Raw genomic sequence first — 12,792 nt, forward strand, 5'->3', positions numbered from 1 at the left:
CCGGGGCGCCCGGATGTGAGGCGCAGGGATGCCCGTTTACTCGACGCGCTTGAGGCGGCCGGACGCGTGGGTGCGCAGGCTCTGACCTAAGGCGGCCATGTCCCAGGCCCAGAGCAGATGACCGTCGACCAGACCATAGAGCCTCGTCGCCGCCGAGTAGGGTTTGGCACCCTGGGTGCGCATCACGGCATCCGTCGCTAAATCGATGCGCGGACCCTTGACCTGGCCGAGGTAGATTTCCGCGACTCCGCCGGGGTGCACGATGGTCACGTCGATATCGAAGCCGTTGTCGGCGTTGCGGAGGGTTTCGACCGCCGCTGCGGTGACGAACGGATGCTCACCCACGGCCGGCAGCAGACCCGGACCGGGATCGCCGAGCCCTTGGGCACGGCTCAGCCGCCAGTACCCGGTTTCCGTCATCAGCGGCGTCGACTCACCGCCGTCGGAGTCGGGCGTGGGCTCGAGCCAGGTGTAGGAGCTGTAATTCAGGTGCGGCAGGCCGTCGTGGCTGAAGCTCAGCCGGTGACCGAACTCCCGGCTGACGGACTCCTCGCCGATCTGGTAGTCGATGACTCCCGAACCTTCCCACACTCCGAGGAGCCACGACAGCGGCACGAGTTCGGAGGGGAGCTGAGGGGGCAGCTCAAACATCGAGGGCTACCGCTGCCCCCGGTACAGCTTGAACAGAACCAAGCCGGACACCCAGGCGATCGACAGGCTCGCCAGCGCGAGCAGCCCCAGGAAGAAGATTTCGATAGCGAGGATAGACATGTCCCTTATTCTAGCCCGCTCGCGCGCGATAACCCCTCGGCACGCCTCAGCAGAACCACATGAGCACGGGCTGACGCAGATCAGAGTCAGAGGACCCCGGCGAGAGCGAAGATTCCGGTGGCGGCGGCGAGCACGGCCACGGCCCCGACGAGGCTGGTCGTCACCCGGTCCACGTAGCCTTCTTTGCGTCCGGTCGCGAGCTGTACGCTCAGGGTTCCGATCGTGCAGCCGGCGAAGGAGAGGCTGATCCAGATCAGATGTTGGCCGGGCAGAGACAGCCATCCGGTCAGCACAGCGCACGCGAGCGCGAACAAATACACCACGACGACGCTCTTCCACTGCCAGCTCACCCTCTCATTCTGCCCTGCCCGGGACCCTTTCCGCGGCACGCTAGGATTGAGCGCACAATCCTTGGAGGGTGAGTGTGGCCCAGTTGTTGATCCTGACCTCGGCGGTCAACAGTGACGTTCTTCCCGCCCTCGCCCTGCTGTCACACGGCGCGCGCACCATCCCCGCCCAGCCGGACCAGCTCGTGACGGCGCCCGACGCCGACCTCATGCTCGTCGATGCCCGTTCCAATCTGATGGCGGCCAAGTCGCTCTGCCAGATTCTGCGTACCACGGGAAACTCCGTTCCGCTGCTGCTCGTGATCACGGAGGGCGGCCTGGCCGCGGTGAGCCCGGACTGGGGCGTCGACGACGTCATCCTCGAGACGGCCGGGCCGGCCGAGGTGGATGCGCGCATCCGTCTCGCCGTCGGGCGCGTGCCCCGCGCGGAGGAATCCGCCACCATCCGCGCCGCCGGGGTCATCATCGACGAGGCCAGCTATTCCGCCAAGGTGCACGGCCGGCCGCTGGACCTCACCTACAAGGAATTCGAGCTCCTGCGCTTTCTGACCGCGCATCCGTCGCGGGTCTTCACCCGGGAACAGCTCCTCAGCGAGGTCTGGGGCTACGACTACTTCGGCGGCACCCGCACGGTGGACGTGCACGTGCGACGGCTGCGGGCCAAGCTCGGCGACCAGGAATCCCTGATCGGCACCGTGCGCAACGTGGGCTACCGCTTGAATGTGCAGGAGCAGGACGGTACCCGTGGCATTCATCCGGTTTTCGCCTGATCTGACGGATGCCGCCTTTGCGGCCGAGTTCCACCGCGTCAGCGCCGCCGCCACCCAGGGCGACGGCTACGCGCCGTTCAACGAACAGTCCCTTTTCGACGTGGCCGCGGGGCACCGCGCCCCGTTCCTGGTCGTGGAGAAGGACGGGAACGTCGTCGTGGGTGCGGGCATCCTCGGCGCCGGCGAACTCGACCTCGTCGTCGACCCGGCCCGACGCCGGCACGGGCACGGCGCGGCCGCCCTGGCCGAAATCCTGGCCGCCGCGCCCGGGGAGCTGACGATCTGGTCGCACGGAGACCACCCCGCTGCCCGGGCGCTCGCCGACCGGTTCGCTTTCACGGCCGAGCGCACCCTGCTGCAGCTGCGGCTGGACCTGACGGCGGAGTCAGCCGGCAGCGCGCCGGCCGAGCCCGGGGTCCCTGACCGCACCGGCATCCGTGCCGCCATCCGGATCGACGCGTTCCGGCCCGGACCGGACGACGCGGAGTGGGTGGCGCTGAACGCGCTGGTGTTCGCCGCGCACCCGGAGCAGGGGTCTCTGACCGCGAGCGATCTGGCCGCCCGCTGTGCCGAACCGTGGTTCTCGGCCGGTGATTTCCTGGTGGCCCGCGACACCGGCTTCGGCACCGGCACCGGCACCGGCACCGGTACCGGTCGGATGATCGGCTACAACTGGTTGAAGGTCGAGTCAGGCTCCCCGGTGGGTGAGATCTACGTCGTCGGCGTGCACCCGGATGCCGCCGGCCGCGGCGTCGGCCGCCGTCTCATGCTGGCCGGGCTCGATCGCCTCCGCGAGCGCGGGTGCCGTACCGCGGACCTGTATGTGGAGGCCGACAGCGCCGCCGCGGTGGCCCTGTATCGTTCGCTCGGGTTTACCGAGCGAACGATCGATGTGCAGTACCGTCGGAGCCCGCGTTGACCAGTGTTCATCCAAGATCGTCGCATTCGCGCGGTCTGCAGTGTCAAGATGGTTGAATGGACGGCGACAACATCCAGACCGACTCGGGCCTGGGCAGCGACTTTGACGATGATTTCGATCCCCTGATCGGCGTGAACGATCCGGCGCTCCCCACCGAGCGCTACCTCGACCGGGAACTGAGCTGGCTGGCCTTCAACCAGCGGGTGCTCGAGCTCGCGGAGGACCCCGATCTCCCGGCTCTGGAACGGGCGAACTTCCTGGCCATTTTCGCCAGCAACCTCGACGAATTCTTCATGGTGCGGGTCGCCGGCCTGAAGCGCCGCATCCTCACCGGGCTGGCCGTGCCGACCAACATCGGGCGCGCCCCGCAGGACGCCCTCTCCGACATTTCCACCACGGCCCACGTTCTGCAGGCGCGGCACGCGCACGCCTTCCAGGACCTCGTCAGCCCGGCCCTCGCCGAAGCCGGGATCGACATCGTCAACTGGGACACCCTGGACGACGCCGACCGCCGTTCCCTGCGCGACTACTTCTCGAACCAGATCTTCCCGGTGCTGATGCCCCTCGCGGTCGACCCGGTGCATCCATTCCCCTACATCTCCGGTCTCTCGCTGAACCTCGCGGTCCGGGTGCGCAACTCCAAAACCGGCAAGCAGGAGTTCGCCCGGCTCAAGGTGCCCACCATGCTCCCCCGCTTCGTGCGCGTGGACCGCCGCGAGAAGGCAGACAGCGTGCGCTTCATCACGCTCGAGGACCTGATCGCGAACCATCTCGGGGACCTGTTCCCGGGCATGGACATCCTCGAGCATCACGTCTTCCGGGTCACCCGCAACGAAGACGTCGAGATCGAAGAGGACGAGACCGAGAATCTGATCAAGGCCCTCGAGAAGGAGCTGCTGCGCCGCCGGTTCGGCCCGCCCATCCGTCTCGAGATCACCGAAGACATGGACGAGGTCACCCTCGGCCTGCTCGTGCGCGAGCTGGACGTCACCGACCAGGAGGTGTATCGCCTGCCGGCCCCGCTCGACCTGGGCGGCCTGTTCGACCTGCGGATCGACCGCCCGGACCTTCGCTACGTGAAGCACGTGCCGACGACGGCCGTTCAGCTGCTCGCCCCGGAACCGAACGCGGAACCGGACATCTTCAGCGCCATCTCGCGCCGGGACATCCTGCTGCATCACCCGTACGAATCGTTCGCGACCAGCGTGCAGGCGTTCCTCGAGCAGGCCGCGGCCGACCCGGACGTGCTCGCCATCAAGCAGACCCTGTACCGTACCTCGGGTGACAGCCCCATCGTCGAGGCGCTGATCGCAGCCGCCGAGTCGGGTAAGCAGGTACTCGCCCTGGTGGAGATCAAGGCCCGCTTCGACGAACAGGCCAACATCACCTGGGCCCGCAAGCTCGAGAAGGCCGGCGTGCACGTGGTCTACGGCCTCGTGGGCCTGAAGACGCACTGCAAACTCGCGCTCGTGGTGCGGAACGAAGACGGCGTTTTGCGCCACTACAGCCACATCGGCACCGGCAACTACAACCCCAAAACCAGCCGCCTCTACGAAGACCTCGGGCTCCTGACCGCGGACCCGCAGGTGGGCAAGGACCTCACCCGCCTGTTCAACGAACTCTCCGGCTACGCGATCGAGAAGAAGTTCAAGCGCCTGCTGGTGGCGCCGCTGCACCTGCGCCGCGCCCTGCTCAAGAGTATCGCGACGGAAACCGCGGCCGCCCAGGCCGGCAAGCCGTCGGGCATCCGGATCAAGGTGAACTCCATGGTCGACGAGGCCATCATCGACGCCCTGTACCGGGCCAGCCAGGCGCGCGTGCCGATCGAGATCTGGGTGCGCGGCATCTGCAGCCTGAAGCCCGGGGTCCCCGGGATGAGCGAGACCATCAAGGTGCGCTCGATTCTCGGGCGATACCTGGAGCACTCCCGGATCTTCTCGTTCCACACCAACGGTGACCCGCAGGTCTACATCGGCAGCGCCGACATGATGCACCGCAACCTCGACCGCCGGGTCGAGGCGCTGGTGCGCCTCGTCGACCCTGACCACCTGACCGAAATCGACGCCCTCTTCACCCGGGCCATGGACGACCGCACCTCATCGTGGTGGCTGGACAGCTCGGGCGAATGGACGCGCCACCACCTGGACGGCTCCGGCCATCCGCTCGACGACATGCAGAACAGGCTCATGCAACAAATCTCCCTCCGCAAGCGCCCGACGGGGCGCCGATGAGCGACCCTGCCATCTACGCTGCGGGCGCCGTCTGCTGGCGCCTGATCGACAGCAAGATCCACGTTCTCCTGATCCATCGCACCGTGTACGGCGACGTGACCATTCCCAAAGGGAAGGTCGACCCAGGCGAGACCCTGCCGCAGACGGCCGTGCGCGAGATCGGAGAGGAGACCGGCCTCGCCGTGGCCCTCGGCGTGCCACTGGGCATATCCGCCTACTCGCTGCTCAACGGCCGCTTGAAGATCGTGCACTACTGGGCCGCGGAAATCACGCCCGAGGCCATCCAGCACTCGACCTTCGTGCCCAACGGCGAGGTCGCGGCGATCGAGTGGGTCACCATCAAGAAGGCCCGCACCTACCTCAGTTACACGCCCGACGTGGAGATCATCGACGCGTTCGCCAAGCTCGTCGACACCGGTGTCACCCGCACCTTCGCCCTGATCGCGCTCCGCCACGGCAAGGCCGTGCAGCCCGGCAGCTGGGACGGCCCCGACTGCAGCCGGCCGCTGACCGAGCGCGGCGTCAAGCAGGCCGCCGCCATCGTGCCCACGATCACCGCCTGGCAGCCCCTGCGGATCGTGTCGAGCACGGCGACCCGCTGCGTGACCACCGTGGCCCCGCTCGCGGCGGCCACCGGCATCCAGATCAAGCGCACCGAACGCTACAGCCAGGACGCGTTCGAGCAGGGCCTGGCGGATGTCCGTTCCGGCATCGGCAAGCGGGTGCGGTCGCGGAAGACTGCCGTGATCTGCAGCCACGGGCCGGTTCTCCCCGAGATCCTGCACGAGATCGCGCTGGCCACCGGCACCACCCACGGTGCGTACATCTCCGACGCGGCGGCCCTCGACACCGGGTCGTTCTCGGTGGTGCACCTCTCCGCCGACAATCCGAGCGCGGGAATCGTCGCGATCGAAACACACTCGCCGGCCCTCTGACCACGGTATTCGGTGCATGCCCCGCTGCTTCTTTCGGCCTGCCCCGCCGCGTTCACCTTCCGTTAACCTTTTCGCAGGGGTGTCGTTAACCAGGCGGAATATGGTCACGGTGAGGCCAGCACCGGCCTCGAACCAGCAGTCACTTGTTATGAAGTCAACCCTCGAAAGGGATATCTGTGAATTTCATGCGTTTTGGCCGACCCGCGGTCATCGCCGTCGTCGCCGCACTGGCACTGTCTTCCTGCGCCGCGAACGAAGGCGCCGCACCGGAGTCCGACTCCGCCAGCGCCCTCACCGGCACGATCAACGCCGGCGGCGCGTCCTCCCAGGGCTCAGCCCAGGAAGCCTGGATCTCAGCGTTCCAGACCTCGAACCCGGACGTCACCATCAACTACGACCCGTCCGGTTCCGGCGCAGGTCGCGAGGCGTTCATCGCCGGTGGTTCCGACTTCGCAGGCTCCGACTCCTACCTGAGCGACGACGAGCTCGCCGGAACCTTCGGTTCCTGCGCAGCGGACACCACCGCGGTCGACCTTCCCGTCTACATCTCGCCCATCGCCGTGATCTTCAACGTCGATGGGGTCGACGACCTCAACGTCGACGCCGACACGCTGGCCAAGATCTTCTCCGGCGCCATCACCACTTGGAACGACCCGGCCCTGGTCGCACTGAACGAGGGCGTCTCGCTCCCGTCGACCGCGATCACCGCCGTGCACCGCTCGGACGACTCGGGCACCACGAAGAACTTCGCGGACTACCTCGGCCAGAATGCCCCGGACGTATGGACCGAGAAGGCTTCCGATACCTTCCCGTTCCAGACCGGTGAGGGTGCGCAGGGCACCTCGGGTGTCGTCGACGCCGTCACCAACGGCGTGGGCACGATCGGCTACGCCGACGCGTCGCGCGCCGGAGACCTCGGGGTCGCCAAGCTTAAGGTCGGTGACGAGTTCGTCGCGTACAGCGCCGAAGCCGCCGCCGCCGTCGTCGACGGTTCGCCTCTCGTCGAGGGCCGCGAAGCCAACGACCTCGCGTTCGACCTCAACCGCATGACCGACAACCCGGCCGAGTACCCGCTGGTCCTGGTCAGCTACGCGATCGTTTGCACCGAGTACGCCGACCCCGCCCAGGCTGAGCTCGTCAAGGCCTACGTCGGCTACATGGCCAGCGCCGAGGGCCAGGCCGAAGCGGAAGCATCCGCCGGCGCGGCACCGATGACGACCGAACTTCAGGACAAGGTCGCAGCGGTTCTCGAGACCATCAAGTAGCACCTGCTTTACCGTTCCTCAGCTGCCCGATCCGGGACTCGCATGGCTTGCGAGCTCCGGGTCGGGCAGACTGGGGTTCGTGGCCTGTGACCCGAACCTCTCTTTCTCAGCTTTCGCCCCAACCCTCCCAGGGAGATACCCGGCATGACGACCGCAGTAGAGCGACCCTCGCTCAAGGCCAAGGAACGCCCCGGCGACCGCATCTTCTCCACGAGCACGATTGTGGCCGGCAGCCTCATCCTGGCGATTCTCGCTGCCGTCGCGGCCTTCCTGGTCGTGCAGAGCCTGCCGGCCTTTCTCGCCGACCCGGAGGAGTTCAAGGGTGACACCAGCAACTTCTGGTCGTATGTCTGGCCGCTCGCGTTCGGCACACTCTGGTCGGCGTTCCTCGCGCTGATCATGGCCGTGCCCGTCGCCATCGGCATCGCGCTCTTCATCTCGCACTATGCCCCCCGCAAGCTCGCGCAGGGCCTGGGCTACCTGATCGACCTTCTCGCCGCCGTGCCCTCCGTCGTCTTCGGGCTGTGGGGCATCGGCGTGCTCGCTCCGCTCGTGCAGCCGTTCTACACGAACCTGGTCGAGTGGTTCGGCTGGATCCCCCTCTTTGCCGGCCCGGTTTCCGGCACCGGGCGCACGACGCTCACGGTCGCCATCGTGCTGGCCGTCATGGTCTTGCCGATCATCACGGCGCTGTCCCGGGAGATCTTCCTGCAGACCCCCGTGCTGTACGAGGAGGCCTCACTGGCCCTCGGCGCAACTCGCTGGGAAATGATCACCATGGCCGTGCTGCCCTTCGGCCGCGCCGGGATCATCTCCGCCTCGATGCTCGGCCTCGGCCGGGCCCTGGGTGAAACCATGGCCGTCGCCATGGTGCTCTCACCGAGCCGGGACGTCATCTTCCAGCTTCTGACCTCGCAGAACCCCACCACAATCGCCGCGAACATCGCCCTCAACTTTCCGGAGGCCCACGGGGTCGGCGTCAACATTCTGCTCGCGACGGGCCTCATTCTCTTCGTCATCACGCTCGTGGTGAACATGATCGCCCGCGTCATCATCAACCGCCGCAAGGCATTCTCCGGAGCGAACTGATGAGCCTGACGACCACGAACACGGCCGCGCCCCTGACGAACTCCCTCACCGCGGGCAAGCTTCCTCGGCACACCTCTCTGGCAGTGCTCCTGGCCAGCTGGCTGGTCACAGGCGCGTTTTTCTTCGTGGTGATGCTCTCCGGCGCCGCCGAGGGATTCAACGTCGTCGGAACGCTCTTCTTCGGCACCGCCGTCTACTGCGTCGCCATCTACCTGCTCTCGTACTTTGTCGAGGGCGTGCGCAAGGCCAAGGACCGCCTGGTCACCGCCCTCGTGACCGTGGCCTTCGTGGTCGCCCTGCTGCCGCTCTTCTCGCTCGTCATAACCACCCTGGTCAACGGACTGCCGGCGTTCCTCACCCCGAGCTTTTTCACGCAATCCCAGCGCAACGTCGTGGGCGAGGGCGGCGGAGCCTTGCACGCCGTCATCGGCACGCTGCTGATCACCGGTGTGGCCACGCTCATTTCGGTGCCGATCGGCCTCCTCGCAGCGATCTACCTCACCGAGTACGGCCGAGGCCGGCTCGCGCGGGCGATCACGTTCTTCGTCGACGTCATGACCGGCATCCCGTCGATCGTCGCGGGACTCTTCGCGTTCGCCCTGTTCTCTCTCCTGTTCAACGACCCCGGCATCCGTTTCGGATTCGGCGGCGCCATCGCCCTCACAGTGTTGATGATCCCCGTCGTCGTTCGTTCGAGCGAGGAAATGCTGAAGCTTGTTCCCAACGAGCTGCGCGAGGCGGCATACGCGCTCGGTGTGCCGAAATGGCTGACCATCGTCAAGGTCGTGCTGCCGACATCCCTCGCCGGGATCGTGACCGGGATCATGATCTCGATCTCCCGCGTGATCGGTGAGACGGCGCCGCTGCTGATCATCTCCGGGTTCACGGCCAGCATGAACTACGACCTGTTCAACGAGCGCATGATGACCCTGCCCGTGTTCGTCTACACCCAGTACGCCAACCAGGGCGCAGACACTCAGTCCTACCTCGACCGTGCCTGGGCCGGCGCTCTGACGCTCATCTTGATCGTGATGCTATTGAACCTGGGCGCGCGCGTCATCGCCAAAATCTTCTCCCCCAAGCTCGGCCGCTAGGCTCCACCTCCCGGCCTCGGCCGTCTGATCCAAAGGAATGCATGTCCAAGCGCATTGAAGTCAACGACCTCAACGTCTACTACAGCAAGTTTCTCGCTGTCGAAGACGTGTCGTTGGTGATCGAGCCTCGTACCGTGACGGCCCTGATCGGCCCCAGCGGATGCGGCAAGTCCACGTTCCTGCGCACGCTGAACCGCATGCACGAGGTCATCCCCGGGGCCTACGTCACGGGCGATGTACTCATCGACGGCAACAACCTCTATGGCCCGGGCGTCGACCCGGTGCTCGTGCGCCGCCAGGTGGGCATGGTGTTCCAGCGCCCGAACCCATTCCCGACCATGTCGATCGGCGACAACGTGCTGGCCGGCGTGAAACTCAACAACCGCCGGATGGCCAAGTCCGACGCCGACGATCTGATCGAGAAGTCGCTGCAGGGCGCGAACCTCTGGAAAGAGGTCAAGGACCGCCTCGACAAGCCCGGCTCGAGCCTCTCCGGAGGGCAGCAACAGCGCCTCTGCATCGCACGCGCGATCGCGGTGCAGCCCGACGTCATCCTGATGGACGAGCCGTGCTCGGCCCTCGACCCGATCTCGACGCTGGCGATCGAGGACCTGATCGAGGAGATGAAGGCCGACTACACGATTGTGATCGTCACTCACAATATGCAGCAGGCATCCCGGGTCTCCGACCGCACCGGATTCTTCAACATCGCCGGCACCGGCAAGCCCGGCAAGCTGATCGAGTACGACGACACGACCACGATCTTCTCCAACCCGAGCGAGCAGGCCACCGAGGACTACGTCTCCGGCCGCTTCGGCTAGGCCCGGTTCCGTGCCTTGCGCGCGAACAGCACTGCGCCCTGGCTCCGTGCCCCGAACGAATTCGACGGAGATTGGTTAGCACGCGGGCTGCCGGGCGACGGGCTGCGGCTGGTGCGTCAGACGGTGCGGGCCAGCAGGGCGGCGTTGAGGGTGCGGGTGCGCTCGGAGTCAACGGGCATCGGTCTGCCATCGAGTTCGGTCACGTGCACGGCCAGGCGCAGGCTGGAGAGCAGCCACACGGAATCCGCCGACCGTAGCTCGTCGACGCTCACGTCGCGGTATTCCGTGCGCTCCCCTGCGGCCCGAAGATGCTCGAACGCGCTCTGTTGGGTGGTGCCGTGCAGGATTGCTCCGCTCGGCAGGGGAGAGACGTAGACGTCGCCCCTGCAGAGCATCACGGTCGAGGTGGGCCCCTCGAGCACGAAGCCGTCGTGGGTGAGGAAGATCGCGTCGTCGGCGCCGCGGCGGCGGGCCTCCCTGAGGGCGGCCATATTGACCGCATAGCTGAGCGTCTTCGCGCCCATCAGGAGCCAGGGCGCCTGCTCTGCGACGCCGTGCGGGTAGCCGCGGTCCAGGGTGACCGCCCGGATGCCGTCCTCGCGGATGACGGCGAAGTCGGGCGCAGGTGTCGCGTGAAGCCAGGCCGTGGGTGCCGGGCCGGAGTCGACACCGCGGCTGTAGACGAGTTTGAGCACGACTTCACCCTCGTGCGGGACGCGGTCGACCACGTGCGCGATCGCGGCCCGCCACTGGGCCGTGTTCGGCTCGGGCAGCTCACAGGTCGCGGCCGAGGTGCCCAGCCGGGCAAGGTGTGGGCCGACCGCCTGCGGGTGGCCGCCGACCACGCCAAGGGTCTCGAAGACGCCGTCGCCCCGCTGGGCGCTCAACTCCCCCACCCGCAACGCCGGGGAGTCCGAGTCCACCTCGTGGAACGTGTCGTCGAATTCCGTCTGCGGCGCGTCGGCGGGAACCGGGTCGAGGAGCAGGGTGAAGGGCAGCGTCATTCGCCGAACAGTCATTTGACGAGCATAGAGGATCGGGTCAGGAACAGGTCAGGAACAGGTCAGGATCGGGGTCGGGATCGACTCAGCTCGAGCAACTCAGGAGCTCTGGATGGCGAGGATCGGGTCGCTGGTGGGCTGCTCGGAGCCGCCCTTCGGCTCGACCGTGACGCCGATCGTGTCGCCGGCGGTGAGGCTGCCGTCGAGCACGCGCCAGACGGTGCCGGTGCCGGACGAGTCGAAGATTCCGGCGGGAACCGCGCCTGAGCCGCCGATGTACCAGAGCTGGTAGTCCCGGTCGGACGGCAAGTCAGGCAGGTCGTCGACCAGGAGCGCTGAGAGTCCGCTCTCTTCGGACCAGACCAGGGTGGCTTCCTGACCGTCGGCGGTGGTCGCCGACGCGCGCTGGATGTCAGCGGCCGCCGTGATTTGCACGAGACCGGCCGCCTGGTCCTGTTCGAATTGGTCGGACTCCAGGGATTGGCCGACGAAGGTGCCGCCCGCGAAGAGGGCGACGGCCGCGGCGGCCGCCGCGAGAACGCCGACGGGTCGCTGGAACCAGCGCAGGCGGGCGCGCTCGGTGGCGCTGCCCGCTGCAGTGGCGCCCTGGATCGGCGCGGGTACGCGCGGTGCGGGGGTGGCCGGTGCCGTCTGACCGGCCGGCCGGGGCGCGAGCTGCGGCGTGGCGGCGAGTTTAGCCATCAGGGAGGCCCTGAGTCCGGCCGAGGGTTGCACGGGGGCGGCGGCAAGGCCCAGCGCCACCGCGGTGTCACTCAGCTCGGCCGCCTCGATGCGGGCCGGCTCGGATGCCTTGAGGTGCTCCTCGTAGACGGCGGCCTCTTCCGCGCCCAGGGCGTGGAGGGCGTAGGCGCCGGCGAGCTCGCCCGGGTTCTGCGCGGCGGCGTTGCGGGGGTCGTCATTCCGGTTGTTGTCACTCATGACGCCACTCCCAACTCGTCGCGCAGGCGGATCATGCCGTCGCGCAGCCTCGTTTTCACAGTTCCGAGTGGGATCTGCAACCGCTCGGCGACTTCACTCTGGCTGAGGCCGCCGTAGTAGGCGAGGCTGATCGCCTGGCGTTGCAGTTCCGTCAATCTGGACATCGCTTTTTCCACCCTTTCGTGCTCGATTCGTACTCCGACCGTTTCGGACACCTCGTCGTAGGCAACCGCAAGATCCCGGATGCCGATTTTGATATCCCGGTCGCGGCTGGCCTGCGACGACCGAATCCGGTCGATCGCCCGGCGGTGCGCCATGGTCAGGATCCAGGTCGACGCCCCGCCGCGCTGGGCCTCGTACCTCGTCGCCGTCTGCCAGATCTCCAGGAAGATCTCCTGCGTCACTTCCTCCGACTGCGAGGGATCAACCAGCAGACGTCGAACGAGACCAAGAACACGCGCGGCCATCCGGTCATACAGCTCTCCAAATGCTCCTTCGTCTCCCTGCGCCACCCGGCCCATCAATTCCTCATGGGAGACAGGAACAGTCCCCTCCCGGTTGACGTTGAATTCAGCACTCATGAGAACAAGCATCTCAGGTCTTGTCCACG

Annotated in this window: 13 protein-coding genes; 8 read left to right on the top strand and 5 right to left on the bottom strand. The window is 67.0% G+C overall.

Going from position 1 to position 12,792, the window contains the following annotated elements; genetic code table 11:
* Positions 1-36: 36 nt before the first annotated feature.
* Positions 37-651 (bottom strand): FABP family protein, encoded by a 615-nt coding sequence (locus tag E3O18_RS04955; RefSeq protein ID WP_134395040.1) that lies wholly within the window; start codon positions 649-651, stop codon positions 37-39.
* A gap of 206 nt (positions 652-857) precedes the next feature.
* Complete coding sequence (locus E3O18_RS04960; RefSeq protein WP_134395041.1) at positions 858-1,121, bottom strand: hypothetical protein; 264 nt, start codon at positions 1,119-1,121, stop codon at positions 858-860.
* A 74-nt stretch (positions 1,122-1,195) separates the two neighbouring features.
* On the opposite strand from E3O18_RS04960, the gene E3O18_RS04965 reads away from it, so the two are divergent.
* The 8 genes from E3O18_RS04965 to pstB all read left to right on the top strand — a co-directional run bounded on the left by E3O18_RS04965 (position 1,196) and on the right by pstB (position 10,242).
* The gene (locus E3O18_RS04965) at positions 1,196-1,888 is read left to right on the top strand and encodes a response regulator transcription factor (RefSeq protein WP_134395042.1); all 693 of its coding nucleotides are present in this window, start codon (positions 1,196-1,198) and stop codon (positions 1,886-1,888) included.
* Positions 1,863-2,807 carry a mycothiol synthase gene (gene mshD, locus E3O18_RS04970; protein WP_241976631.1) on the top strand — a complete coding sequence of 315 codons (945 nt, stop codon included), beginning with the start codon at positions 1,863-1,865 and terminating at the stop codon, positions 2,805-2,807. Before E3O18_RS04965 ends, mshD begins: the two co-directional genes overlap by 26 nt.
* 56 nt (positions 2,808-2,863) lie before the next feature.
* Positions 2,864-5,038 (top strand): RNA degradosome polyphosphate kinase, encoded by a 2,175-nt coding sequence (locus tag E3O18_RS04975; RefSeq protein ID WP_134398034.1) that lies wholly within the window; start codon positions 2,864-2,866, stop codon positions 5,036-5,038.
* Complete coding sequence (locus tag E3O18_RS04980) at positions 5,035-5,973, top strand: NUDIX domain-containing protein (RefSeq protein WP_134417636.1); 939 nt, start codon at positions 5,035-5,037, stop codon at positions 5,971-5,973. Before E3O18_RS04975 ends, E3O18_RS04980 begins: the two co-directional genes overlap by 4 nt.
* 185 nt (positions 5,974-6,158) lie before the next feature.
* Positions 6,159-7,238 carry a phosphate ABC transporter substrate-binding protein PstS gene (gene pstS / locus E3O18_RS04985; protein WP_134395046.1) on the top strand — a complete coding sequence of 360 codons (1,080 nt, stop codon included), beginning with the start codon at positions 6,159-6,161 and terminating at the stop codon, positions 7,236-7,238.
* 144 nt (positions 7,239-7,382) lie between these two features.
* A complete protein-coding gene (pstC, locus tag E3O18_RS04990; protein ID WP_134395047.1) occupies positions 7,383-8,327 on the top strand; it encodes a phosphate ABC transporter permease subunit PstC in 945 nt (314 codons plus the stop codon).
* Positions 8,327-9,421: a phosphate ABC transporter permease PstA gene (pstA, locus tag E3O18_RS04995; protein WP_134395048.1), complete on the top strand. Its 1,095-nt coding sequence runs from the start codon at positions 8,327-8,329 to the stop codon at positions 9,419-9,421. Before pstC ends, pstA begins: the two co-directional genes overlap by 1 nt.
* Before the next feature lie 41 nt (positions 9,422-9,462).
* Positions 9,463-10,242 (top strand): phosphate ABC transporter ATP-binding protein PstB, encoded by a 780-nt coding sequence (pstB, locus tag E3O18_RS05000; protein WP_134395049.1) that lies wholly within the window; start codon positions 9,463-9,465, stop codon positions 10,240-10,242.
* Between the two features lie 116 nt (positions 10,243-10,358).
* Here the strand turns inward: pstB and E3O18_RS05005 are convergent, their stop codons facing one another.
* The 3 genes from E3O18_RS05005 to sigK form a co-directional block, all read right to left on the bottom strand.
* Positions 10,359-11,261, bottom strand: a complete 903-nt coding sequence (locus E3O18_RS05005; protein WP_241973366.1) for an aminodeoxychorismate lyase — start codon at positions 11,259-11,261, stop codon at positions 10,359-10,361.
* A gap of 81 nt (positions 11,262-11,342) precedes the next feature.
* A complete protein-coding gene (locus E3O18_RS05010) occupies positions 11,343-12,182 on the bottom strand; it encodes an anti-sigma factor (RefSeq protein ID WP_134417637.1) in 840 nt (279 codons plus the stop codon).
* On the bottom strand, positions 12,179-12,763 hold the full coding sequence (gene sigK / locus E3O18_RS05015; RefSeq protein WP_134395051.1) for an ECF RNA polymerase sigma factor SigK: 585 nt from the start codon (positions 12,761-12,763) through the stop codon (positions 12,179-12,181). Before sigK ends, E3O18_RS05010 begins: the two co-directional genes overlap by 4 nt.
* Between the last annotated feature and the right edge of the window lie 29 nt (positions 12,764-12,792).

Origin of the sequence: Cryobacterium sp. TMT2-42-4, assembly GCF_004402645.1 — a bacterium.
GTDB classification, from domain to species: domain Bacteria; phylum Actinomycetota; class Actinomycetes; order Actinomycetales; family Microbacteriaceae; genus Cryobacterium; species Cryobacterium sandaracinum.

Coding starts and splice junctions, on each gene's coding strand:
- E3O18_RS04955 (WP_134395040.1), bottom strand. CDS start 651: ATGTTTGAGCTGCCCCCTCAGCTCCCCTCCGAACTCGTGCCGCTGTCG.
- E3O18_RS04975 (WP_134398034.1), top strand. CDS start 2,864: ATGGACGGCGACAACATCCAGACCGACTCGGGCCTGGGCAGCGACTTT.
- E3O18_RS04980 (WP_134417636.1), top strand. CDS start 5,035: ATGAGCGACCCTGCCATCTACGCTGCGGGCGCCGTCTGCTGGCGCCTG.
- pstS (WP_134395046.1), top strand. CDS start 6,159: ATGCGTTTTGGCCGACCCGCGGTCATCGCCGTCGTCGCCGCACTGGCA.
- pstC (WP_134395047.1), top strand. CDS start 7,383: ATGACGACCGCAGTAGAGCGACCCTCGCTCAAGGCCAAGGAACGCCCC.
- pstA (WP_134395048.1), top strand. CDS start 8,327: ATGAGCCTGACGACCACGAACACGGCCGCGCCCCTGACGAACTCCCTC.
- pstB (WP_134395049.1), top strand. CDS start 9,463: ATGTCCAAGCGCATTGAAGTCAACGACCTCAACGTCTACTACAGCAAG.
- E3O18_RS05005 (WP_241973366.1), bottom strand. CDS start 11,261: ATGACTGTTCGGCGAATGACGCTGCCCTTCACCCTGCTCCTCGACCCG.
- E3O18_RS05010 (WP_134417637.1), bottom strand. CDS start 12,182: ATGAGTGACAACAACCGGAATGACGACCCCCGCAACGCCGCCGCGCAG.
- sigK (WP_134395051.1), bottom strand. CDS start 12,763: ATGAGTGCTGAATTCAACGTCAACCGGGAGGGGACTGTTCCTGTCTCC.